This window comes from Actinomadura luzonensis (genome assembly GCF_022664455.2).
Lineage (GTDB): Bacteria > Actinomycetota > Actinomycetes > Streptosporangiales > Streptosporangiaceae > Nonomuraea > Nonomuraea luzonensis.
On record NZ_JAKRKC020000001.1, the window covers coordinates 1,592,174 to 1,613,818 of the forward strand.

The 21,645-nt window shown below is 72.2% G+C and carries 22 protein-coding genes and 1 pseudogene; 13 read left to right on the plus strand and 10 right to left on the minus strand.

Annotated features, from left to right (window positions below):
* Positions 1 to 30: 30 nt before the first annotated feature.
* Positions 31 to 2,106 carry a PhoX family protein gene (locus MF672_RS07535; RefSeq protein WP_242371940.1) on the minus strand — a complete coding sequence of 692 codons (2,076 nt, stop codon included), beginning with the start codon at positions 2,104 to 2,106 and terminating at the stop codon, positions 31 to 33.
* A gap of 112 nt (positions 2,107 to 2,218) precedes the next feature.
* Between MF672_RS07535 and MF672_RS07540 the strand changes: the two are divergent.
* A pseudogene (locus MF672_RS07540) lies at positions 2,219 to 2,664 on the plus strand (sterol carrier family protein).
* Here MF672_RS07540 and MF672_RS07545 read toward each other — a convergent pair.
* On the minus strand, positions 2,661 to 3,623 hold the full coding sequence (locus MF672_RS07545; protein ID WP_242371939.1) for a DUF4190 domain-containing protein: 963 nt from the start codon (positions 3,621 to 3,623) through the stop codon (positions 2,661 to 2,663). The pseudogene MF672_RS07540 and the gene MF672_RS07545 sit on opposite strands and share 4 nt — an antisense overlap.
* A 142-nt stretch (positions 3,624 to 3,765) precedes the next feature.
* On the opposite strand from MF672_RS07545, the gene MF672_RS07550 reads away from it, so the two are divergent.
* The 3 genes from MF672_RS07550 to purM are packed head-to-tail and all read left to right on the plus strand — an operon-like array spanning position 3,766 to position 6,958.
* Positions 3,766 to 4,494 carry a hypothetical protein gene (locus MF672_RS07550; protein ID WP_242371938.1) on the plus strand — a complete coding sequence of 243 codons (729 nt, stop codon included), beginning with the start codon at positions 3,766 to 3,768 and terminating at the stop codon, positions 4,492 to 4,494.
* Between the two features lie 5 nt (positions 4,495 to 4,499).
* On the plus strand, positions 4,500 to 5,936 hold the full coding sequence (gene purF, locus MF672_RS07555; protein ID WP_242371937.1) for an amidophosphoribosyltransferase: 1,437 nt from the start codon (positions 4,500 to 4,502) through the stop codon (positions 5,934 to 5,936).
* On the plus strand, positions 5,933 to 6,958 hold the full coding sequence (gene purM, locus MF672_RS07560; protein ID WP_242371936.1) for a phosphoribosylformylglycinamidine cyclo-ligase: 1,026 nt from the start codon (positions 5,933 to 5,935) through the stop codon (positions 6,956 to 6,958). The genes purF and purM overlap by 4 nt, the downstream gene beginning before the upstream one ends.
* A 48-nt stretch (positions 6,959 to 7,006) precedes the next feature.
* Here purM and MF672_RS07565 read toward each other — a convergent pair whose 3' ends face one another.
* Positions 7,007 to 7,546, minus strand: coding sequence for a CGNR zinc finger domain-containing protein (locus tag MF672_RS07565; RefSeq protein WP_242371933.1), 540 nt, complete (start codon positions 7,544 to 7,546; stop codon positions 7,007 to 7,009).
* 86 nt (positions 7,547 to 7,632) lie between these two features.
* Between MF672_RS07565 and MF672_RS07570 the strand changes: the two genes are divergently transcribed.
* Entirely contained in the window at positions 7,633 to 8,475 is an 843-nt protein-coding gene (locus MF672_RS07570; protein WP_242371931.1) for an alpha/beta fold hydrolase, read from the plus strand.
* A 93-nt stretch (positions 8,476 to 8,568) separates the two neighbouring features.
* Here the strand turns inward: MF672_RS07570 and MF672_RS07575 are convergent, their stop codons facing one another.
* The gene (locus MF672_RS07575) at positions 8,569 to 8,799 is read right to left on the minus strand and encodes a DUF3073 domain-containing protein (protein ID WP_242371929.1); all 231 of its coding nucleotides are present in this window, start codon (positions 8,797 to 8,799) and stop codon (positions 8,569 to 8,571) included.
* A 151-nt stretch (positions 8,800 to 8,950) separates the two neighbouring features.
* Entirely contained in the window at positions 8,951 to 10,030 is a 1,080-nt protein-coding gene (locus MF672_RS07580; RefSeq protein ID WP_242371927.1) for a Leu/Phe/Val dehydrogenase, read from the minus strand.
* A gap of 110 nt (positions 10,031 to 10,140) precedes the next feature.
* Between MF672_RS07580 and MF672_RS07585 the strand changes: the two genes are divergently transcribed.
* Together MF672_RS07585 and bldC are read left to right on the plus strand one after the other, a co-directional pair.
* On the plus strand, positions 10,141 to 11,007 hold the full coding sequence (locus tag MF672_RS07585) for a DUF8083 family protein (RefSeq protein WP_242371926.1): 867 nt from the start codon (positions 10,141 to 10,143) through the stop codon (positions 11,005 to 11,007).
* Positions 11,008 to 11,329: 322 nt separating this feature from the next.
* A complete protein-coding gene (bldC, locus tag MF672_RS07590) occupies positions 11,330 to 11,533 on the plus strand; it encodes a developmental transcriptional regulator BldC (protein ID WP_013133571.1) in 204 nt (67 codons plus the stop codon).
* Between the two features lie 164 nt (positions 11,534 to 11,697).
* Here the strand turns inward: bldC and MF672_RS07595 are convergent, their stop codons facing one another.
* Entirely contained in the window at positions 11,698 to 12,348 is a 651-nt protein-coding gene (locus MF672_RS07595; protein ID WP_242371925.1) for a TetR/AcrR family transcriptional regulator, read from the minus strand.
* A 155-nt stretch (positions 12,349 to 12,503) separates the two neighbouring features.
* On the opposite strand from MF672_RS07595, the gene MF672_RS07600 reads away from it, so the two are divergent.
* From MF672_RS07600 to MF672_RS07615, 4 genes are all read left to right on the plus strand, one after another.
* Positions 12,504 to 13,553: a LacI family DNA-binding transcriptional regulator gene (locus MF672_RS07600; protein WP_242371924.1), complete on the plus strand. Its 1,050-nt coding sequence runs from the start codon at positions 12,504 to 12,506 to the stop codon at positions 13,551 to 13,553.
* Between the two features lie 119 nt (positions 13,554 to 13,672).
* Complete coding sequence (locus MF672_RS07605) at positions 13,673 to 13,921, plus strand: hypothetical protein (protein WP_043621500.1); 249 nt, start codon at positions 13,673 to 13,675, stop codon at positions 13,919 to 13,921.
* Positions 13,922 to 13,980: 59 nt separating this feature from the next.
* A complete protein-coding gene (locus MF672_RS07610) occupies positions 13,981 to 14,844 on the plus strand; it encodes an N-acetylmuramoyl-L-alanine amidase (RefSeq protein WP_242371923.1) in 864 nt (287 codons plus the stop codon).
* Entirely contained in the window at positions 14,841 to 16,433 is a 1,593-nt protein-coding gene (locus MF672_RS07615; RefSeq protein WP_242371922.1) for a beta-N-acetylhexosaminidase, read from the plus strand. The genes MF672_RS07610 and MF672_RS07615 overlap by 4 nt, the downstream gene beginning before the upstream one ends.
* Positions 16,434 to 16,436: 3 nt before the next feature.
* Here the strand turns inward: MF672_RS07615 and MF672_RS07620 are convergent, their stop codons facing one another.
* From MF672_RS07620 to MF672_RS07630, 3 genes are read right to left on the minus strand one after another with little or no spacing between them, the layout of a single operon-like run.
* Complete coding sequence (locus MF672_RS07620) at positions 16,437 to 16,997, minus strand: GNAT family N-acetyltransferase (protein ID WP_242371920.1); 561 nt, start codon at positions 16,995 to 16,997, stop codon at positions 16,437 to 16,439.
* A 34-nt stretch (positions 16,998 to 17,031) separates the two neighbouring features.
* A complete protein-coding gene (locus tag MF672_RS07625) occupies positions 17,032 to 18,087 on the minus strand; it encodes a quinone-dependent dihydroorotate dehydrogenase (RefSeq protein WP_242371919.1) in 1,056 nt (351 codons plus the stop codon).
* Between the two features lie 6 nt (positions 18,088 to 18,093).
* Complete coding sequence (locus MF672_RS07630; RefSeq protein WP_242371918.1) at positions 18,094 to 18,744, minus strand: response regulator; 651 nt, start codon at positions 18,742 to 18,744, stop codon at positions 18,094 to 18,096.
* Between the two features lie 18 nt (positions 18,745 to 18,762).
* Here MF672_RS07630 and MF672_RS07635 point away from each other — a divergent pair, with 18 nt between their 5' ends.
* On the plus strand, positions 18,763 to 19,137 hold the full coding sequence (locus tag MF672_RS07635) for a tautomerase family protein (RefSeq protein ID WP_242371917.1): 375 nt from the start codon (positions 18,763 to 18,765) through the stop codon (positions 19,135 to 19,137).
* Between the two features lie 39 nt (positions 19,138 to 19,176).
* Positions 19,177 to 20,556 (plus strand): dihydrolipoyl dehydrogenase, encoded by a 1,380-nt coding sequence (lpdA, locus tag MF672_RS07640; protein ID WP_242371916.1) that lies wholly within the window; start codon positions 19,177 to 19,179, stop codon positions 20,554 to 20,556.
* A gap of 66 nt (positions 20,557 to 20,622) precedes the next feature.
* Here the strand turns inward: lpdA and MF672_RS07645 are convergent, their stop codons facing one another.
* Positions 20,623 to 21,567, minus strand: coding sequence for an RNA polymerase sigma-70 factor (locus MF672_RS07645; RefSeq protein ID WP_242371915.1), 945 nt, complete (start codon positions 21,565 to 21,567; stop codon positions 20,623 to 20,625).
* Positions 21,568 to 21,645: the final 78 nt, after the last annotated feature.

Below are 21,645 nucleotides of genomic sequence, written 5' to 3' on the forward strand. Positions count from 1 at the left end.
GGAACACTAGTTCCTCAAGTTAAGTTGAGGTCAACTGCCGATCTTCTTGTTCTTCGCGTGCCAGACCACGGCCACGGCGGGGCGCGGCTGGTCGCCGTCGGGCCAGCGGCTCGCCGGCTGGTCCGGGGAGGCGCCGTCGATCTCGCCCGGGTGCTGCACCGCCACGAACACGCTGCGCTGGTCCTCGCTCACCAGCGGGCCGCAGGTCTCCGCGCCGACCGGGACGGTGAGGAACTGGCGCAGGTGGCCGCGCTCCTTGCCGCGCACCGGCATGACGAACAGGCCGTCGTTGGAGCCGAGGGCGTTGCCGTCGGTGGAGATCCACAGGTTGCCGTCGCGGTCGAACGTGACGTTGTCCGGGCACGAGATCGGCGAGACCTTGCTCTTGTCGTAGCCGGCGAAGTACGTCGCGGGGTCGGCCGGGTCGCCGCAGACCAGCGGCAGCGACCAGGCGAAGGTGCGCTGGCCCGCGTCGTTGCCCTTCTCGACGAGCTCGAGCACGTGGCCGTGCTTGTTGGACGGGCGCGGGTTGGCCTCGTCCACCTGGGCGGCGGTGCGGTTGGTGTTGTTGGTCAGGGCCACGTAGACGCCGCCGGTGACCGGGTTGCGCTCCATGTCCTCGGGACGGTCCATCTTGGTGGCGCCGCCCTTCACCCGGTCGGCGGCGACCCGGGTGTAGACCAGGACCTCCGCGGCGGTCATGCCCTCCACGTACGACTTGTCGCCCGACACCAGCGGCAGCCACTCGCCGGAGCCGTCGAACGCGCCGTCCGAAGGCAGCTTGCCGGTGCCGTCGATCTCGGCGGCCGGGCTGTCGCCGGTGAACTTGGCCACGTACAGGGTGCCCTCGTCCAGCAGCGTCCGGTTGTGCCGGTCGAAGCCCGGGATGTAGCGGTTCTTGGAGACGAACTTGTAGATGTACTCGAAGCGCGAGTCGTCGCCCATGTAGACGACCAGGTGGTTGTCGCGCGACAGGGTGGTGTTGGCGGCCTCGTGCTTGAGCCGGCCGAGCGCGGTGCGCTTGATCGGCGTGGAGTCCGGGTCGAACGGGTCGATCTCCACGATCCACCCGAACCGGTTGGCCTCGTTCGGGTGCTTGGCCAGGTCGAAGCGCTCCTCGACGCGGTCGAAGCGGCGGTTGCCGGCCGGGGTGCCGGTGGTGATCGTGTAGCGGGCAATGTACGGCTTCTGCGCCTCGGGGACCTTGTCGCCGTTGACGAAGTACTGGTCGATGTTCTCCTCGGCGGTCAGGACCGTGCCCCACGGGGTGGTGCCGCCGGAGCAGTTGTTGAGCATGCCGACCGGGTTGCGGCCCTCGGGGTCGGCGGCGGTCTTGAGCAGGTCGCTGCCCGCCGCCGGGCCGGTGAACCGCATCGGGGTCTGGGCGGTGATGCGCCGGTTGTAGCGGCGGCGGCCCTTGGTGACCAGCTTCCACTGGCCGGTGTTGCCGGCCCGCTCGATCTCGACGACCGAGCCGCCGTGCGCGGCCAGCGCGATCTTGATCTGCTCCTCGGTGGCCGTGGCGCCGCCCGTGTAGCCGCGGAACATCAGGCTCTCGTCGGTGTACTCGTGGTTGACCCACAGCAGCGCGCGGTCGCGGCCCAGCGGAAGCAGCGTCACGTAGTCACAGTTGTAGCCGAACTGCTTGGCCTGGGCCTCGGCCGTCTGGTTGTCGAAGTCGAAGGCCGGGGCGTCGGGCAGCACCGGGTCGCCCCAGCGCGCCACCACGGAGGAGCTGTAGCCGTCGGGGATGCGCAGCGCGTCCTCGGTGCTGGGCGCGACGGGCGTGAAGTTCAGGCCACCGTTGCCGCCGCCGGTCCAGCCCTTGGCGGCGGCGGCCTCCGGCTCGTCGGCGAGCGCCGGCGCGGCCCCGGCGACGCCCACGCCGGCCACCAGCGCGCCGAGGGCGCCGGCCCGCAGCACGCCGCGGCGCGACAGCGCCTCCTTCACCACGTCGCCGAAGTAGGCGTTGTCCGTCGTGTTGGCCACGTCGTGCGCGCACGCGTTCCCACAGCGGAACTGGCAGGTCAACGCGGAACGGCCACCTTTGTGCGGAGTGGAAAGCAGCGGCAGCGGCCGCCGCCCGCCCCCGATGAGGTTTGCCACAGGTCCTCCATATATGCGCGGTTGTACCGCCGGGAGGTTACGGTCGGCGGCGAAACCGCAGGTGAACGAAGACCTCCGTCTCGATGAACGCTTCCCGCGAGACAATGGCGGGGTGCCACCACGCAAGATGGACCCGGAAAAGCTGAGAGCCGCCCTCGACGCCCAGCTCGTCGCCCTGGACGAGCCGCCGTACGACGGGCCGGCCGCCGCGCTGCCCGGCGCGCTGGTCGCGGCCGTGCTGGCCGCCTACGACCGCGGCCTCGCCCCCGAGCGCGACGCGGCCCGCCAGGCCGTGACCGCGCACCTGCTCGACCGCCTGGCCGCCGCCGCCCGGGGCGCACCGTGGAGGTGCGCGTGCCGCCGTACGCGGCCGTGCAGGCGATCCCCGGCCCGCGCCACACCCGCGGCACCCCGCCCAACGTCGTGGAGACCGACGGGCGCACCTGGATCGAGCTGGCCGTCGGGCGGCTCACCTGGGAGGAGGCGGTGGCCAAGGGAGCGGTCTCCGCCAGCGGCTCACGCGCCGATCTGGCAGAGCACCTGCCGCTGCGCGACTAGCCGCGGCGGCCGCCGCTCATCCAGGGGAAGCGCTCCTCGAAGCAGCGGTCGGCGGCCGGGCCCGACAGGTGGGCGCAGTCCTGCACCACGTTCCAGAACCAGATCGCCACGATCGCGAACAGGATCAGCGACAGGACGCTGATCACGATGCCGGCCAGGGCGCGGCCCTTGCCCGCCTTCCTGGCGAGCGCGACGCAGCCGAAGACGATCGACAGGATCGCGGTGATCAGGCCGGTGAAGCAGACGAACACGAGGAACGGGCTGGCCACGCCCAGCACCAGCGACGCCGTGGCCAGGCCGTTGCCGGTCCTGTCCTGGGGCGGGCGGTCGCCGTACTGGTAGGGCGGGGCCCCCGGGTAGCCGTACGGGGGCGAGGGGTAGCCGGGCGGGCCGCCGTACGGGCTGGACGGGCTGGTGCCGGGCACCGCCTCCTGGTGCGGCGGGACGCCGCCCCCTTGCGGGCCGCCCTGGGGGCGGCCGGGAGTGCGGTCGGGCGTCGTGTACCCGCCGCCGTACGGGTGCTCGGGGCGCGGCTCCTCGTAGCGGGAGGGCGCGGGCGGCCGGGCCGGGGGCTGCTCGTCCTGCGGAGGAGCGCTCTCCCAGCCGGGGTAGGCGGGCGTCGCGCCCGGGATCGGGAACGCCTGGGTCGCCTCCGCGTCCTCGCCCGCCGCCGGGGCCGGGGTCTCGGGCGCGGCCGGCAGATCGGGATGCCCGGGCCGTTCACCCGGGCGCGGCTCGTGCGGCGGGTGGGGGCCCGGCTCGGGGCCCGGCTCGGGGCCCGGCTCGCGGGGCGGCTCGTGGGGCGGCTCGCGGGGCGGTTCATGGGGCGGCGGGACGACGGGCGGCGCGGGCGCGATCGGCTCCTCGCCCTCGCGCGGCGTCGCGGGAACGCCCGGTTCCTCCCCTTCGCGTGGGTCCTGCCCCGGGCGGGGCTCGTTCGGATCCCCAGGTGTGGTCACGTCTGCGTCTCCCGACGGGTCTGCATGCCGGATACTTCACCCTTTCGCGGAGGCCGTCCGCTAAACCACGCGACACGGTAAGAGGGCGCTCATCCTTGGGTCACCATGCGCCAAAGCGGCAGGCGGCGGGCAAGATGGGGACATGCTGGACGAGTCCCCGTACCGGCCCGCCGAGCTGCGGGAACGGCTGCGGCACGTCTACTGGCTCGGCGGCGGCAGCGGCGCGGGCAAGTCGACGATCGCCCGCCGCCTCGCGGCCCGGCACGGCCTGACCGTGTACGCGACCGACGACGTCATGCCGGACCACGCCCGCCGCCTCACCCCCGAGGACGCCCCCCAGCTCAGCCGCTTCAAGGACATGGACATGGACGAGCGCTGGCTGAACCGCTCGCCGCGCGCCATGCTGGACACCTTCCACTGGTACCGGGGCGAGGGCTTCGCCCTGATCGTTTCGGACCTGCTGCGGCTGCCCCCGGGCCGGGGCGTGCTCGCCGAGGGCTTCCGGCTGCTGCCGCACCTGGTCCGGCCGCTGCTCGCGGACCCGGCCCGCGCCGTGTGGCTGCTGCCGACGCCCGCGTTCCGGCGGGCCGCGTTCGAGCGCCGGGGCTGGGACATCCCGCGCAGGACCAGCGACCCGCCGCGCGCCCGCGACAACCTCCTGGAACGCGACCGCCTGTTCACCGACCGGCTCGCCGCCGAGACCCGCCGCCTCGGGCTGCCCGCCGTCGGGGTGGACGCCACGCTGGGCGAGGACGAGCTCACGGACCACGTGGCCGGCCTCATGGGGCTCCGGCCGGCGTGCGGGCAGGTCACCGCCCGCGACGTCAGCCCGCCCCGGGGTGCGAGCACGGAAGCGGCCGACCTAGACTGAAGCACGTGCTGAAGGGCGACGGCCGGCTCGGCCATGACCTGGACCCCCACGACCGCGCACCTAAAGACGCCTGTGGCGTCTTCGGCGTCTGGGCGCCAGGCGAGGAAGTTTCCAAACTCACCTACTACGGGCTGTACGCGTTGCAGCACCGCGGGCAGGAGTCCGCGGGCATCGCGGCCAGCGAGGGCAGCCGCATCCTCGTCTACAAGGACATGGGTCTGGTCTCCCAGGTCTTCGACGAGTCCGTGCTGGGCACCCTGAGGGGCCACCTGGCGATCGGCCACTGCCGCTACTCCACCACCGGCTCCAGCGTGTGGGAGAACGCGCAGCCGACGCTCAGCTCCACCGAGGTCGGCGGGCTCGCGCTCGCGCACAACGGCAACCTGATCAACACCCCCGAGCTGGCCCAGCGCCTCGCTCCGGGCTCCACCAGGGCCACCACCGACACCGAGGTCCTGACCACGCTGCTCGCGCAGGACCGCACCCGCTCCATCGAGGACTCCGCCGCCGAGCTGCTGCCGCAGGTCAAGGGCGCGTACTCGCTGGTGTTCATGGACGAGAAGACGCTGTACGCGGCCCGCGACCCGCAGGGCATCCGCCCGCTGGTGCTCGGCCGCCTGGAGCGCGGCTGGGTGGTGGCCTCCGAGACGGCGGCGCTCGACATCGTGGGCGCCACGTTCGTCCGCGAGATCGAGCCGGGCGAGCTGCTCACCATCGACGAGCGCGGCGTGCGCTCGCGCCGCTTCGCGCTGGCCGAGCCCAAGGGCTGCCTGTTCGAGTACGTCTACCTGGCCCGCCCCGACACCACGATCGCCGGGCGCGGCGTGCAGGTCACCCGGGTCGAGGTGGGCCGCGTGCTGGCCCGCGAGCACCCGGTCGAGGCCGACCTCGTCATCCCCACGCCCGAGTCCGGCACCCCGGCCGCCGTCGGCTACGCCGAGGAGAGCGGCATCCCGTACGGGCAGGGCCTGGTCAAGAACTCCTACGTGGGCCGCACCTTCATCCAGCCGTCGCAGACCATCCGGCAGCTCGGCATCAGGCTGAAGCTCAACCCGCTGCGCGAGGTCGTCGAGGGCAAGCGCCTGGTCGTCGTGGACGACTCGATCGTGCGCGGCAACACCCAGCGGGCGATCGTCAAGATGCTCCGCGAGGCGGGGGCGCGCGAGGTGCACGTGCGCATCTCCTCGCCGCCGGTGGCCTGGCCGTGCTTCTACGGCATCGACTTCGCGACGCGGGCCGAGCTGATCGCGGGCTCGCTGACGGTGGAGGAGATCCGGGCCTCGCTCGGCGCCGACTCCCTCGGCTACATCTCGCTGGAGGGCCTGACGAAGGCCACCACGCTGCCGGCCGACCGGCTGTGCCGGGCCTGCTTCACCGGCGAGTACCCGATCCCGATCGACCAGGACAACGTCGGCAAGTTCGTGTTGGAGAGCAAGGCGTGAGTACGTACGAGGCCGCCGGGGTCGACATCGAGGCCGGCGAGCGGGCCGTCGAGCTGATGAAGGACAAGGTGGCCCGTTCGCGCCGGCCCGAGGTGGTCGACGACGCCAGCGGCTTCGCCGGGCTGTTCGACGCCTCCGCCCTGCTGCGCTACCGCCGGCCGCTGCTGGCCACCTCGACCGACGGCGTCGGCACCAAGGTCATGATCGCGCAGCGCTACGGCAAGCACGACACGATCGGCATCGACCTGGTCGGCATGGTCCTCGACGACCTCGTGGTGTGCGGGGCCGAGCCGCTGTTCATGACCGACTACATCGCCTGCGGCAAGGTGGTGCCCGAGCGCGTCGCCGAGATCGTGGGCGGCGTCGCCGAGGGCTGCCGCCTGGCCGGGGCCGCGCTGGTGGGCGGCGAGACGGCCGAGCACCCGGGCGCGATGGGCCCCGACGAGTACGACCTGGCCGGCGCCGGCACGGGCGTGGTGGAGGCCGACGCGCTGCTCGGCCCCGACCGCGTCAGGGCGGGCGACGTCGTGCTGGGCCTCGCCTCCTCCGGCATCCACTCCAACGGCTACTCGCTGGTCCGCCACATCGTGCGCGAGGCCGGCCTGTCGCTCGACGCGGAGCTGCCCGAGCTGGGCCGGCCGCTCGGCGAGGAGCTGCTGGAGCCGACCCGCATCTACTCGCTCGACTGCCTGGAGCTGGCGCGTTCGGTGGAGGTGCACGCCTTCGCGCACATCACCGGGGGCGGCGTGGAGTCCAACCTGGCCCGTTCGCTGCCGTCCGGGCTGGACGCCGTGCTCGACCGCGCGTCCTGGACCCCGCCGCCGGTCTTCGGCGTGCTGGCCGGGCACGGGCGGGTGGCCCAGCAGGACATGGACCGCACGTTCAACCTGGGGGTGGGCATGGCGGCCGTGGTCGCCGCCGACGCCGCCGACGCCGCCCTCCGCCTCCTCGCGGACCGGGGGCTGCCGGCGTGGGTGCTGGGCGAGATCGTCCCGGGGGCCGGCCAGGCCCGTTACCGCTGACCATCGGCGCGCGAACGGGGCCGGGCGGCGCGCCCAGCCCCGTTCGCGTCATTTGTGCCGCTGATAGTGGCGGGCCACCCGGACGCGGTTGCCGCACAGGTCGGGTGAGCACCAGCGGCGGCGCGGGTGGGCGGGCAGGAAGAGCAGGACGCAGCCGGGGCCCTCGCAGCCGCGCACCCGGGTGACGGCCGGGTCGGCGAGCAGGCCGGCGGCGGCCTCGGCGAGCTGGGCGAGCAGCACGGCCAGGGGGTCGCCGTCGCGGGCCGCCGACAGGCGCGGCCCGCCGTCCCGCCACTCCAGCACCTGGTACGCCGGCGCGGCCCGGGCGGCCTCGTTGATCGCGGCCAGGGCGGCGGCGGGCGGCGGGGCGCCCTCGCGGACGGCGTCCAGGGCCGTCGCCACGTGCGCGCGCAGCCGGCGGACGGCCGCCAGGCCGCCGGGCGTGAGCGGGCCGCCGGGCGCGGTGAGCCGCCCGGCCTGGCGGGCGAGCCAGGTCTGGAAGTCGCCGGGCGTGTCGAGCACGTCGAGGTCGCGGGTGCGGGTGTTGAGCAGGTCCAGCGCCAGCGGCTCGCCGATCAGCAGCTCCATGGCACCTAATGGTACATCCCGGGATTGACCCATTAGACTCGGGCTCGCTATAACTAATGCGTCTTCGACTGAAAGAGGCATTAGTGATGGTCATCCCAGAGGTGCGGCACGGTTTCGTGGACGTGGCGGGCGCGCAGGTCTTCTACCGCGAGGCAGGCCCGCGCGACGGCCTGCCGGTGCTCCTGCTGCACGGCTTCCCGTCCGCCTCCCACCAGTACCGGCGGCTCATGGACGCCCTGGGCGGCGGCCGGTTCCGGCTGATCGCCCCCGACTACCCCGGGTTCGGGCACACCCGGGCCCCTGCGGGCTTCACGTACTCCTTCGACCGGCTGGCCGACGTCGTGGAGGGCTTCGTCCAGGCGCTCGGCCTGGAGCGCTTCGCCTGGTACGCCTTCGACTTCGGCGGCCCGGTCGGCTTCCGCGTGGCGCAGCGGCACCCGGAGTGGATCGCCGCGCTCGTCGTGCAGAACGCCAACGCCTACGAGGAGGGCCTGTCGGACCTGGCCCGCGCGACGATCGCCGAGCCGCCCGCGGAGCTGTTCGACCTCGCGGTCACCCGCTCCCAGTACGTGGACGGCGCCGCCGACCCGGCCCGGATCGCCCCGGACGGCTGGACCCTGGACCAGCACTTCCTCGACCTGCCCGGCCGCAGGGAGGCCCAGCTCGCGCTGGCGCTCGACTACCGGAGCAACGTCGAGCTGTACCCGGCCTGGCAGGCGTGGCTGCGCGAGCACCGCCCGCCCACGCTGGTGCTGTGGGGCCGGGGGGACGCCTTCTTCCCCGAGGCCGGCGCGCACGCCTACCGCAAGGACGTGCCCGATGCGGAGGTGCACGTGTTCGACACCGGGCACTTCGCGCTGGAGGAGCGGCTGCCGGAGATCGCCCCGCTGATCGCGGGCTTCCTGCGGGGCCTGGACGCGCGAGCGTGACTGAGCCCCACGGTCACCCGTGGGGCCCGACGAGCACGGGCGAGGGTCCGGCGCGAACGCCGGCCCTCGGCCCCGTGTCAACCAGGAGTGCGGCTATCGGCGGCCGGACGGACGGCCATCGTCGTCGTCACCGGCGCCGTAGTCGTCGGCGTAATCGGCATAGCGATCCGCCAGCTCATCGTTGAGGTCGTCGGCGTCGTCATTGCGGCCGGGGTCTCCGACCCCGAGTTCGTCGCGAAGACGGTCAAGATCTGTGCCACCGCTGTTGTACTTCAGCTGGCGAGCAACCTTGACCTGCTTGGCCTTTGCTCGGCCGCGCCCCATTGGCTCGACCCCCTCGTCGGGGTCGTCCCCGACCCCTCGTCGCTAACGCACCACACACTGACGCCGCCCTGACTTCGGGCGTCAGCCTATCGTTCGCCTATTACCGTACCTGTTTTGTGCCCAGCTCGGTACGCCGTATGGCCGTGGGGCGTCAGTGGCCAAGCCAAATGGCCCTAATACGCCCGACTTCCGACATTCTGCGCTCAGCTAGCCTATCCGCTGCGACCGCGGGAGGAACTCCCTCATCGGCCGCGATTCGGAAGATCTTCGAAGTCGTGTCGTAGATCTGGGCGGCCTTGGCCCTGGCCCGCTCCATGTCGAAGCCCCTCAGCTCGTCGGCGACCTGGATCACGCCGCCCGAGTTGACCACGTAGTCGGGGGCGTACAGGATGCCGCGCTCGGCGAGCTGCTTCTCGACCCCGGCGTGCGCGAGCTGGTTGTTGGCCGCGCCGCAGACGATCCGCGCGCGAAGGCGCCCCACGGTCTCGTCGTCGAGCGCCCCGCCGAGCGCGCACGGCGAGAACACGTCGAGGTCGGCCGCCGTCAGCGCCGCCGCGTCGGCCACCACCTCGACCTCGGGATGGCGCTGGCGCACCCGCTCGACGGCCCTGGGGTCGACGTCGCAGACCACGACCTCGGCGCCGTCCTCGCGCAGGAGCTCCACCAGGCGGTGGCCGACCTTGCCCACCCCCTCGACACCCACGCGCCGGCCGTGCAGGGAGGGCGTGCCGTAGACCAGCTCGGCCGAGGCGCGCATGCCCTGGAAGACGCCGTACGCGGTGAGGATGGAGGAGTCGCCGGCGCCGCCGTTGGCCAGGGTGCGGCCGGTCACGAAGCGTGACTCACGGGCGACGACGTCCATGTCCTCGCTGTAGGTGCCGACGTCGCAGGCGGTGACGTAGCGCCCGCCCAGCGACTCGACGAACCTGCCGTAGGCGCGGAGCAGCGCCTCGCTCTTGTCGCGGGCCGGGTCGCCGATGATGACGGCCTTGCCGCCGCCGTGGTCGAGACCGGCCAGGGCGTTCTTGTAGGCCATGCCCTTGGCCAGGTTGAGCACGTCGGCGAGGGCCGCCTGCTCGCTCTCGTAGGGATAGAAACGGGTCCCGCCGAGTGCGGGGCCGAGCGCCGTGTTGTGGACGGCGATGATGGCGCGCAGCCCGCTCTGCTCGTCGGCGCAGAACACGACCTGCTCGTGGACGTCCTTATGGGACGTGCCGAAGACGTCGGTCACTGTGGTGACTCCCTGTCCGGTCCGCCGCCTCTTCGCGACGGAGATCACACTGAACACTGTAGTGAGGGCACAACGGTGCATCGAGGTTCGCTTCGTGACACGATTCCTCCGTGCTGCCCTATGCCGCCTACCTCCGCGTCTATGAGCCACTGACCGCGTTCGCCGAGTCCGAGCGCAAGATGTGGGCCGACTACGCCGACTCACGTGACCGCCCGCGCCGCGCGAACGCGCTCAACGCGGAGCACGACGAGTCGGTGATGCGCCTGCTCGGCATGCCCCCTCAACCCGTTCCCGCTCAGGAGAGCCCCAACGCCTATCTGCGGCGCGTTGAGGACCGACTGTACGTGTGCCCCTGGCAGACCCGGCTGCGCTCGTGGCTGGCCTTCTCACGGCGGCGTGGGACGACTCCGCAGAAGCTGATGGACCACCTGGTGCCGAGGAACGTCGCCGACCAGATCGCCGACGACTTCGACCGGTTCAAGCGGAAGGCCGGATCCTCCGGGTTGCGCACGCACATCCGCTCCACGGCGTGGCACGTCCCGCCGGCGTGGTTCGTGCCGTTTGATGGGAACGAGCGCTGGCTGGTGCTCGGCTCCTCCATCCCTGGACAGGACGTGAAGACGACCGCTACGGGCCGTAACCTCATCTACGTCACCTCCATGGCGCAGGCCAGGCGGCGGGCGGCGCGGGCGCTCAACGTCCTGCGGAGGCACCTCGGCGACCTCGCGGCCGGCTTCGAGGTCGAGGACATCGCCAGGTGGCTGGAGGAGTTCCATCCCCACTCGCTGGTCGAGCTCGACTACGGCGGCCTGGTGCACCTGATGGACGACGACGCGCTGCAGGCCGACCAGTCCGTGGCGGAGATGGCGGCGGCCCTGACGGGCCTGGACACGGGTCAAGAAGAACTTGCCTACGCCATGTATCAGCGGGTCATCCTGCGGTGGAAGTCAATGCAACAGCTGGAATCAGCCAACTGAACCCCAATACGGCCGTCTGACCTGCATGAGTAGGTCACGGCTCGCGGCTGCTCTCTTCTGCGAACTGAGTAGTTTGCCGTTTTCACTGCGATACCACGAAACGTGTCGCTAGAATCACCGAGCGTGACATGGCCACGGGGGCGGGCAGTTGGGTCAAAGAAGGGCTCGCCAATCGCTCTGCGTGGCGGTATGGTCACATCGGGTGATGCCGCATATGGCTCAGAAAAGCCGCACGCTCTGTGCCATAGGCGGACATCCGTGACACGCGCAAAGGCAGTCACAGGATCGCGAAGCCGGTCCACACGGAGGAGAGGCCGCACAAATGTCAGCTCGTACACCCGAGGCCGAGCCGCTGCTTACGCCCGCTGAGGTCGCCACCATGTTCAGGGTCGACCCCAAGACCGTCACGCGGTGGGCCAAGGCGGGTAAGTTGACGTCCATCCGTACTCTCGGTGGCCATCGGCGTTACCGGGAGACCGAGGTTCGGGCACTGCTCGCGGGCATTCCGCAGCAGCGCTCCGAGTAATCGAGGGTCGTCACTCACGAACCTCAGGGGGGATGAAGGGTGGACCAGGCTGGCACTGGGGCCCGGTCCACCTCGAAGAGTTGGCGTCGCCCGCCCGGCGCCATCCTTCCTTCCGCGCCCGCGCCCCAGGCCCTCCGCGCCCTGAGGCCCGCCGGGCCCGCGCGCTAGGCCAGCCGCTCCAGCAGGGCGGCCACGCCGGCGTCGTAGGTGGCCGCGACCCCGAGCAGCGCCACCATCTGGTCCACCAGCATGCGTTCGAGCGCCGGGCGCTCCAGATCCCGGTGCTCCAGCCAATCGAGACCGGCCGTCTCCACCGACGCGATCCACGAGCGCAGGGTCGCGCGCAGCACCGGGCTGGGCTCCTCCACCCCCATCTGCTTCTGGATGAGGCGGAACAGCCGCCGCCGCACGCCGTCGACGATCTCGCCGACCTCGCCGGTCCGGTTGGCCGGGCCGCCGCGCAGCAACGCGGCGAAGCCGGCCGCGTGCTCCTCCACGAAGTCGAAGTAGCGCCCGAGCCCCGAGGCCAGCTCGTCCAGCGGCCGGCCGCCCCCCTGGGGTCTCAGCCGCGACTCGAGCTGCTCGGCCGCGCTCTTCAGCGCGGCCACGTAGAGCTCCTGCTTGCCGCCGAAGTAGTGGTAGACCAGGGCCCGCGACGCGCCCGCCGCCGACGCCACGTCGTCGATCGAGACATCCTCCGCGTCGCGGGTGCTGAACAGCTCCAGGGCCGCCGCCATCAGCTCCTCGCGGCGGCGGTCGACGCTGAGCCTGCGCCGCGCCGGCCGTGCCGTCTCGGCTGACTTACCGGATGTCACACCTGTACGGTATCCGACCCCCGGCCCATGGCTGACGTGTGCATATCCCGTCAAGGTCGACTTCTCTTCGTCAATCCGCAGTGCAGGCCGTACCCTGCGGCGAACTCGATCGTTTGGTCAGACAGGTGCCCATATCCGCATCGCGGGGGAGACACATGTCAGGACCGCCCGTCAAAACTTCAACGATCACTGAGCTGAGAGAGGTAGATGCCTTGCCTCGGCCCAGACCAACCATCCGTAACGTCGCCGAGCGAGCCGGCGTCTCGAAATCGCTGGTCTCTCTCGTGCTGCGCGGATCCCCGCACGTGAGCGAGCACCGGCGCCAGGCCGTGCTGCAGGCTGCCCGCGAGCTGGGCTACCGGCCCAACGCGGTCGCGCGCAGCCTGGTCGAAGGCCGTACGCATCTCGTCGGCGCGCTCGTCGCCGACCTGCACAATCCGTTCTACGCCGAGTTCCTCGACGGCCTTCAGGAGAGCCTGCACGGCGACGGGCTGCGCATGCTCATCGGGAACAGCCAGTGGGACCCCGCGTTCGAGGACGAGGCCGTGGAGGCCTTCCTGGAGCTGCGGGTGGACGGGCTGGTCCTGCTGGGCATCCCGCCGACCAGCGAGACCCTGATCGAGGCGACCGCCTACACGCCCACGGTGGTCGTCGGGGAACGTGACATCGAGCTCGACGGCGTCGACATCGTGGTCGACGACGACCAGCTCGGCGCCCGCCTGGCCATCGACCACCTGGTCGAGCTGGGGCACAAGCGCATCGCGCACATCGAGGGGCCGCGCTCGTCACGGTGCGAGGGCTACCTCGTGGCCATGCGCAGGCACTCGCTGGCGCCGTACATCATGGTCGAGGCGGCCGACGCCTCGGAGGAGGGCGGCCGGGAGGCGGCGACGGCGCTGCTGACCCGCGACCCCAGGCCCACGGCGATCTTCGCCGCCAACGACGTGGTCGCGCTGGGCGTGCTGTCCGCCGCCGCCGGCCTGGGCCTGCGCGTCCCCGAGGACCTGTCCGTGATCGGCTACGACAACACGCACCTGTCGGCCTCCACCCACATCTCCCTGACCTCCGTCGACCAGGCCCGCCGGGCCATGGGCCGGTCGGCGGCGGCGCTGCTGAGCGACCGGATCGGCGACCCCGGCAAGGCCTCGCGGCTGCGCGAGGTGCGGCCGGAGCTGATCGTGCGGCGGAGCACGGGTCGCGTCTGAGAACGGCCAAGGCTGGGTCAAGCCGTGTGGCGGCGCGGCCGCACGGCGGTTTACTCGGCAGCGTCATGCTATTGGTGGCCGGACCCGTTCCGGCCACGCGTCGATCCGGGGGAACAGTCATGCGTGATCCGGAACTGGTGTCCTGCGCTCAGCGCGCGGCTGCCGAGCTCGAACGCGCCTGGGGGCACTGGCGCGCGGGCAGGGGGCGGGGCGCCGACGGCGGGGCCGAGTCCGTCGCCAGCTACGTCGCCCACTCCCTCGACCACCCGTGGGGCCGCCCCCGCGTGGTCCTCGGGCTCGACGCCGAGGACGCGCGGGAGCTGGCCGCCCTGCTGGAGCGCCAGGAGGTCGGCGAGCACGTGTGGTAACGCGCCGAGCTTGCCGTTCTGCGAGGTTCGCACCCGGGGCCTGACGTAAGTTAGAGGCCATGCGTGCTCTAGCAGCCTCAGCTCTCGCCGTCTGCGGCCTGATCGCCTCCGCGTGCGGCGGCGCCGGCTCGGGGGCCGGCTCCGGGGCCGGTTCCGGTTCCGGTGACGCCGCGGCGGGTCAGGCCGCTCCCGTGACCACCACCGCCTCTCAGCAGTCGCAGCCGCCGCAGACCTCCGGCAAGCAGGAGCCGCCGGCCGCCAAGCCGCTCGACGGCAAGGTCATCGTCATCGACCCGGGGCACAACGGCGGCAACTACCGCCGTCCCGACATCATCAACCGCCAGGTGGACGTGCTGACCGAGAAGAAGGCGTGCGACACCACCGGCACCTCCACCAACGACGGCTACAGCGAGGCCGCCTTCACCTGGGACGTCTCCAACCGCCTCGCCAAGATCCTCAAGAGCCGGGGCGCCGCCGTCAAGCTCACCAGGAGCGACAACACCGGCGTCGGCCCCTGCATCACCCAGCGGGCCGCGATCGGCAACAAGGCGAAGGCGGACGCCGCGATCTCCGTCCACGCCGACGGGGCGGGCCCCGGCGACCACGGCTTCCACGTCATCATGCCGAAGAAGATCGGCGGGCCGGTGGACAAGGTGGTGGCCAAGTCGTCGCGGCTCGGCGTCGACGTCCGCGACGCCTACCGCAAGGGCACCGGCATCGCCTACTCCACCTACATCGGCCGCGACGCGCTCGACTACCGCAACGACCTCGGCGGCCTCAACCTGTCCACCGTGCCGAAGGTCTTCATCGAGACCGGCAACATGCGCAACGCGGGCGACGCGGCCAAGCTGAAGAGCCCGGCGTTCCGGCAGCGGATCGCGGTGGCGCTGGCGAACGGATTGCAGCACTATCTGGGAGCATGATCCCTCGTCCTGAGCTTTTCTCCCGCCTGTCCGGTTCCTTCGAGCTGAGCGCCGGCGCGACCGTGTCCGGCGACCTCGTGGACGCCGTGCGTCTCGCCCTCCCCGGCCTCGACCTGCGGCCCGGCGACGCGGGCGAGATCGACGTGCGGCGCGACCCGGCGATCGGCGAGGAGGCCTACCGGCTGACGACGGGCTCGCGGGGCGTGGAGATCGTGGCCGGCGGCCGGGCCGGGGCCTTCTACGCGGCCCAGACGCTGCACCAGCTCCTGCCGCCCGCGTCCTACCGGTTCGCCGAGCGGACGTCCTGGCCGGTGCCCGGCGCGCGGATCGAGGACGCCCCGCGCTTCTCCTGGCGGGGCCTGCACCTGGACGTGGCCCGGCACTTCTTCCCCACGCGGGAGGTCCTGCGGCTGATCGACCTGATGGCGCTGCACAAGCTCAACCGGCTGCACCTGCACCTGGTCGACGACCAGGGCTGGCGGGTGGAGAGCCGGGCGTACCCGCTGCTGCACGAGGTCAGCTCGCACCGGCCGCGCACCGTCGTCAGCCACTACCGGGAGCCGGTCGTCTACGACGAGGTGCCGCACGGCGGTTACTACACGCTGGACGACCTGGCCGAGATCGGCGCGTACGCGCGCTCGCGCTGCGTGACGGTCGTGCCGGAGATCGACGTGCCGGGCCACGCCTCGGCGATCCTGGCCGCCTACCCGGCGTTCGGGGCGACCGGGGAGCCGTACGAGGTGCTGGACCGGTGGGGCATCTCCCCCGCCATCCTGTCGCCGCTGCCGCCGACGGTCGAGTTCCTGACCACGATCTTCGACGAGGTGATCGGCGCGCTGGGCGGGACGCCGTACGTGCACATCGGCGGCGACGAGGTGGTGCTCGACCACTGGGCCGGCTCCGCCGAGATCACCGCGTACCGCGAGTCGCTGGGCCTGTCGTCGGTCAACGACCTCCAGGCGTGGTTCCTGCGCCGGCTGGCCGACGCGCTGGCCGAGCGCGGGGCCCGGGCCGTGGTGTGGGACGAGGCGTTCGTCAGCGGCGGGCTGCGCGAGGACACCGTGGTCATGCCGTGGCGCGGCATGGGCGTGGGCCGGCGGGCGGCGGCGGCCGGGCACGACGTGGTGGCGACGCCGGTGTTCCCGCTCTACTTCGACTACGCCGAGTCGTCCTCGCCGGACGAGCCGATGGCCATCGGCGACGCGATCACGCTCGCGGACGTGGCCGCCTTCCGTCCCGCGCCGGAGGACTGGAGCGACGCGGAGCGCGCCCGGGTGCTGGGCGCGCAGGCGCAGCTCTGGAGCGAGCGGGTCCCCGACGCCCGCACGCTCGACTACCGGATGTGGCCGCGGGCCTGCGCGCTCGCCGAGGTCGCCTGGTCGGGCACCGGCCAGGACGGCTTCGCCGGCCGGCTGGAGGAGCACCTGGGCCGGCTGGACGCGCTCGGCGTGGAGTACCGGCCCCTGGCCGGGCCGCACCCGTGGCAGCGCCGCCGCCCGCACCGGCCGAGCACGGTCCGGGTGACGGACGTCATGGCCCGCATCGAGGCCATGACGCACGACCCGGAGTCGACCCGGCCGAGCGTGTGAGCCTCAGAACGTGAACGCGGGCCGGTCGTTGAGTATGCGCTGGAACAGCCGGTGGTCCTGCCAGCGGCCGTCGATCTCCAGGTAGTCGGGGGCGGTGCCGAACTGCTCGAAGCCGGCCTTGCGGAGCACGCTCTGCGAGGCCGCGTTGTCGAGCAGGGTCGCGGCGGCGATGCGGTGCAGGCCGAGCTCCTGGTCGGCGATCCTGCACACCTCCAGCACGGCCTTGGTGGTCAGGCCGCGGCCGGTGTAGCGGGCGTCGGTCCAGTAGCCGAGGTCGGCGTTGAGCCACGGGCCGCGGACGATGTTGTTGAGCGTCATGCCGCCCACCACCTCGTCGCCGTCGGCCAGCACCCACGGCACGGTGCGGCCGTCGGCCTGCTGGCGCAGCAGGTCCTTCAGGCGGTGGGCCTGGCCGGGCAGGGTGTAGAACTCGTCGGGGCGCCGGGGCTCCCAGCGGCGCAGGTGGTCGCGGTTGCGGGTGTAGGCCCGCAGGAGGGCTTCGTCGTCCCGCTCGGTGACCGGGCGCAGGATGACGTCGTCGGTGAGTGGTACTGCTTCGATCACTTTCCCACCTTAGGGGGCGGACTCGGCCGCCGGGCTACGCGGCGGTGCGGCCGATCGCCTCGGTGATGTTCTTCAGGCCGTGCCGGCGCACGCGGCGGGCGAGCTGCCGGTGGATGCGGGCCGCCCACAGCGGGCCGCCGTAGATCCAGCCGGTGTAGCCCTGCACCAGGGTGGCCCCGGCGAGGAGGCGCTCCCACACGTCGTCGGCGTCCTCGACGCCGCCCACGGACACCAGCGTGAGCCGGTCGCCGACGCGGGCGCGCAGCCGGCGCAGCACCTCCAGCGAGCGCTCCTTCAGCGGGCGGCCGGACAGCCCGCCGCTCTGGCCGCCGTGCCTGATCGTGGTGTTGGTCGCGATGATGCCGTCCAGGCCCAGTTCGAGGGCCAGGTCGGCGACGGCGTCCACGTCGGCGTCGGCGAGGTCGGGCGCGATCTTGACCAGCAGCGGGGTGCGGCGCGGCGTGCCGTCGGCGACCTCCTTGACCGCCGTGAGCAGCGGGCGCAGCAGCTCGACGGCCTGGAGGTCGCGCAGCCCGGGCGTGTTGGGCGAGCTGACGTTGACCACCAGGTAGTCGGCGAGCGGGGCCAGCTCCCTGGCGCCGGCCACGTAGTCGGCGGCGGCCCCGGACTCGGGCACGACCTTGGTCTTGCCGATGTTCACCCCGATGACGACCGGCACGCCGCGGGTGCGGCGCAGCCGCCGGGCGGCGGCCGCGGCGCCGGCGTTGTTGAAGCCCATCCGGTTGATCACCGCGTGCTGCGGCACCAGCCGGAACAGCCGCGGGCGCGGGTTGCCCGGCTGGGCGTGCGCGGTGATCGTGCCGACCTCGACGTGCCCGAAGCCGAGCGCCGCGAGGGCCTCCGCGCAGACGGCGTCCTTGTCGAAGCCGGCGGCGAGGCCGAGCGGGCCGGGGAAGTGCACGCCGAACGCGGTGATCCGCAGGGCCGGGTCGTGCGGCGCGAGCGCCCGGTGCAGCAGCCGCCTGAGCAGCGGCAGCCGGGCGAGGAGCGCGAGGGCGCTCACGGTCAGGTGGTGCACGGCCTCGGCGTCGAAACGCCGCAAGACCTGCGTGAACACGAGGCGATACATCACAGGTCAGGCTACCAACCCGGCCTCGTGGGCGATGATCGCGGCCTGCACCCGGTTGCGCACGTCGAGCCGGGTGAGGATGGCGCTCACGTACGCCTTCACCGTGCCCTCCACGAGGTGCAGCCTGGCGGCGATCTCCGCGTTGGACAGCCCGGCCCCGACCAGGGCCAGCACCTCGCGCTCGCGCTCGGTCAGCGCCTCGATCCGGTCGCGGGCCAGCGCGCCGCGCGCCATCCGGCCGCCGGACAGCTGCGCGATGACCCGCTGGGCGACCTTCGGCGACAGGTACGCCGCCCCCTCGGCCACGGCGTGGACGCCCGCGATCAGCTCGCGCGGGTCGCCGGACTTCAGCAGGAACCCGGCCGCGCCGAGGTCGAGCGCCTTGGCGATGTAGTCGTCCTCGCCGAACGTGGTGAGCATCACCACCGCGGTCGCCGGCGCGGCCCGGCGGATCTCGGCGGCGGCGGCCAGCCCGTCGAGGCGCGGCATGCGGATGTCCAGCAGCGCGACGTCGGGGTGGTGGCTGATGGCCAGGTCGACGGCCTGCCGCCCGTCGCCCGCCTCGGCCACCACGTCGAGCTCGGGGTCGGAGGCGAGGATGGCGCGCACGCCGGCGCGCATCATGGCCTCGTCGTCGGCGAGAAGGATGCGGATCACGCCTTCTATAGTGGCGGCATGGCTCAGGTGAAGGTGTACGGACGGCGTGAGGTCTGGGGCGGGCGGCAGCGCGAGCTGTCCGACCTGCTGCAGGAGTGCCTGGTGAGCGCGTGGGGGGTGCCGGCCGACAAGCGGTTCCACCGCTTCCTGCTGCTCGACGGCGACGACTTCGTCTGCCCGCAGCGCGGCGAGCGCTACCTCATCGTGGAGATCGTCTGCTTCACCGGCCGGAGCGACGACGCCAAGCGGGCGCTGATCCGGGCGCTCTATGACAAATGGCCGCACGACCCCGAGGACCTGGAGCTGACGATCGTCGAGATGCCCAAGGTCAACTGGGGGATCCGGGGTGTTCCCGCTGATGAGCTGACGCTGTCGTACAAGGTGGAGGTCTAGCGTCAGGGATGGTTCCGGGCGGGCGGTATGGTCCGTCCCATGAGCACTCACTATGACGTCGTCGTTCTCGGCGCGGGTCCGGGAGGATACACGGCCGCGGTCCGCGCCGCCCAGCTCGGGCTGCGCACCGCGGTCGTCGAGGAGAAATACTGGGGAGGCGTCTGCCTGAACGTGGGCTGCATCCCGTCCAAGGCGCTGCTGCGCAACGCCGAGCTGGCCCACATCTTCCACAACGAGGCCAAGACCTTCGGCATCAGCGGCGAGGTGAGCTTCGACTACGGCGCGGCCTTCCAGCGCAGCCGCAAGGTGGCCGACGGGCGGGTCAAGGGCGTTCACTACCTGATGAAGAAGAACGCCATCACCGAGTACGACGGCCGGGGCACCTTCCTCGACGCCAACACGCTCCAGGTGAACGGCGAGACCATCACCTTCTCGCACTGCATCATCGCGGCCGGCGCCACCACCAGGCTGATCCCGGGCACGCGGCTGTCGGAGCGGGTGGTGACGTACGAGGAGCAGATCCTCACCGAGGAGCTGCCGCGCAGCATCATCATCGCGGGCGCCGGCGCCATCGGCGTGGAGTTCGCGTACGTGCTGCACAACTACGGCGTCAAGGTGACCATCGTCGAGTTCCTCGACCGGGTGGTGCCGCTGGAGGACGAGGAGGTCTCGGCCGAGCTGGCCAAGCGCTACAAGCGGCTCGGCATCGAGGTGATGACCTCGACCCGCGTGGACGGCATCGAGGACACCGGCTCCTCGGTCAAGGTCACCGTCACCAAGGGCGGGCAGCAGCAGGTCCTGGAGGCCGACAAGGTCATGCAGGCCATCGGCTTCCAGCCGCGCGTCGAGGGCTACGGCCTGGAGAAGACCGGCGTCGAGCTGACCGAGCGCGGCGCGATCGCCGTGGACGGCCGCTGCCGCACGAACGTGCCGCACATCTTCGCCATCGGCGACGTCACGGCCAAGCTGATGCTGGCGCACGCCGCCGAGTCCATGGGCGTCATCGCGGCCGAGACGATCGCCGACGCGGAGACCATGGAGCTCGACTACGTGATGATCCCGCGGGCCACGTACTGCCAGCCGCAGGTGGCGAGCTTCGGCTACACCGAGGCGCAGGCCCGCGACCTGGGCTACGACGTGAAGGTGGCGAAGTTCCCCTTCACCGCGAACGGCAAGGCGCACGGCCTCGGCGACACGGCCGGCTTCGTCAAGATCATCAGTGACGACACGCACGGCGAGCTGCTCGGCGCGCACATGATCGGCCCGGAGGTCACCGAGCTGCTGCCCGAGCTGACGCTGGCCCAGCAGTGGGACCTGACCGTGCACGAGGTGGCGCGCAACGTCCACGCGCACCCCACGCTCGGCGAGGCGGTCAAGGAGGCCGTCCACGGGCTCGCGGGGCACATGATCAACATGTGATCGCCCGGCGACGCGACGCGGCCCCGATGTCGTCGCCGTCGGGGCCCGTCGCCGGGGTGGCGCGGATCAGCGAGAGGCCTGGCGCATGGCTCTGGCGACCTCCCAGCCGTCGCCGACCGGCCCGACGTGCCGCAGCTTGTCCGGGTTGGACACCGCCCAGATCGTGTGCACGTGCCCGTCGCGGATGTCGAGCGTGATCGTGTTGACGACCTTGCCGTCGCGGTCGCGCAGGATGGCGCCGGGCTGGCCGTTCAGCTCGTGCGGCTCCACCGTGCCGCCGATCGCGAGCAGCGCGGGCACGGTGACCGCCAGCACCCTGGCCACGTTGTCGACGCCCGTGACCGCGCGCGCGAAGGCCGGGGCCTTGCCGCCGCCGTCGCCGACCGCCTGCACGTCGGCCGCGAGCACCTCGCGCAGGGCGTCCACGTCGCCGCCGCACAGCGCGTCGAAGAAGCGGCCGGCCAGTTCCTCGCGCTCGCGCCGGCCGGCCGCGTACCGGGGACGGCCGTCGCTCATGTGCCGCCTGGCCCGCACGGCGAGCTGCCGGCACGCCGCCTCCGACCGGCCGACGGCGTCGGCGATCTCGGGGAACTCGAAGGCGAAGACGTCGCGCAGCACGAACACCGCCCGCTCCAGGGGGCTCAACCTCTCCAGCATCAGCAGCGCGGACATGGAGATGGAGTCGGCCAGCTCCGCCGAGCGCTCGGGGTCCTCGTAGGGGTCCTGGAGCAGCGGCTCGGGGAACCACTCGCCGACGTACGACTCGCGCCGCACCCGGGCCGAGCGGAGCACGTCGATCGCGATCCGGGTCACGACGGTCGACAGGTACGCCTGGACCGAGACGGGCTCGACGTCGGACGTCAGATACCGGAGCCAGGTCTCCTGGACGGCGTCCTCGGCGTCGTCCACGCTGCCGAGGATGCGGTAGGCGATGGAGAACAGCAGCGGGCGGAAGCGTTCGAACTCCTGGGCGCGGTCCGCGCCGGGGGCCGCCAGGTCACTGTCGTTCATCGGTGCTCCGTTCCGGTGTGGTTCGCCGCCAGCGTACTGGGCCACGGGTGGTCAACCAAGGGTTGACGGTCTCCCAGC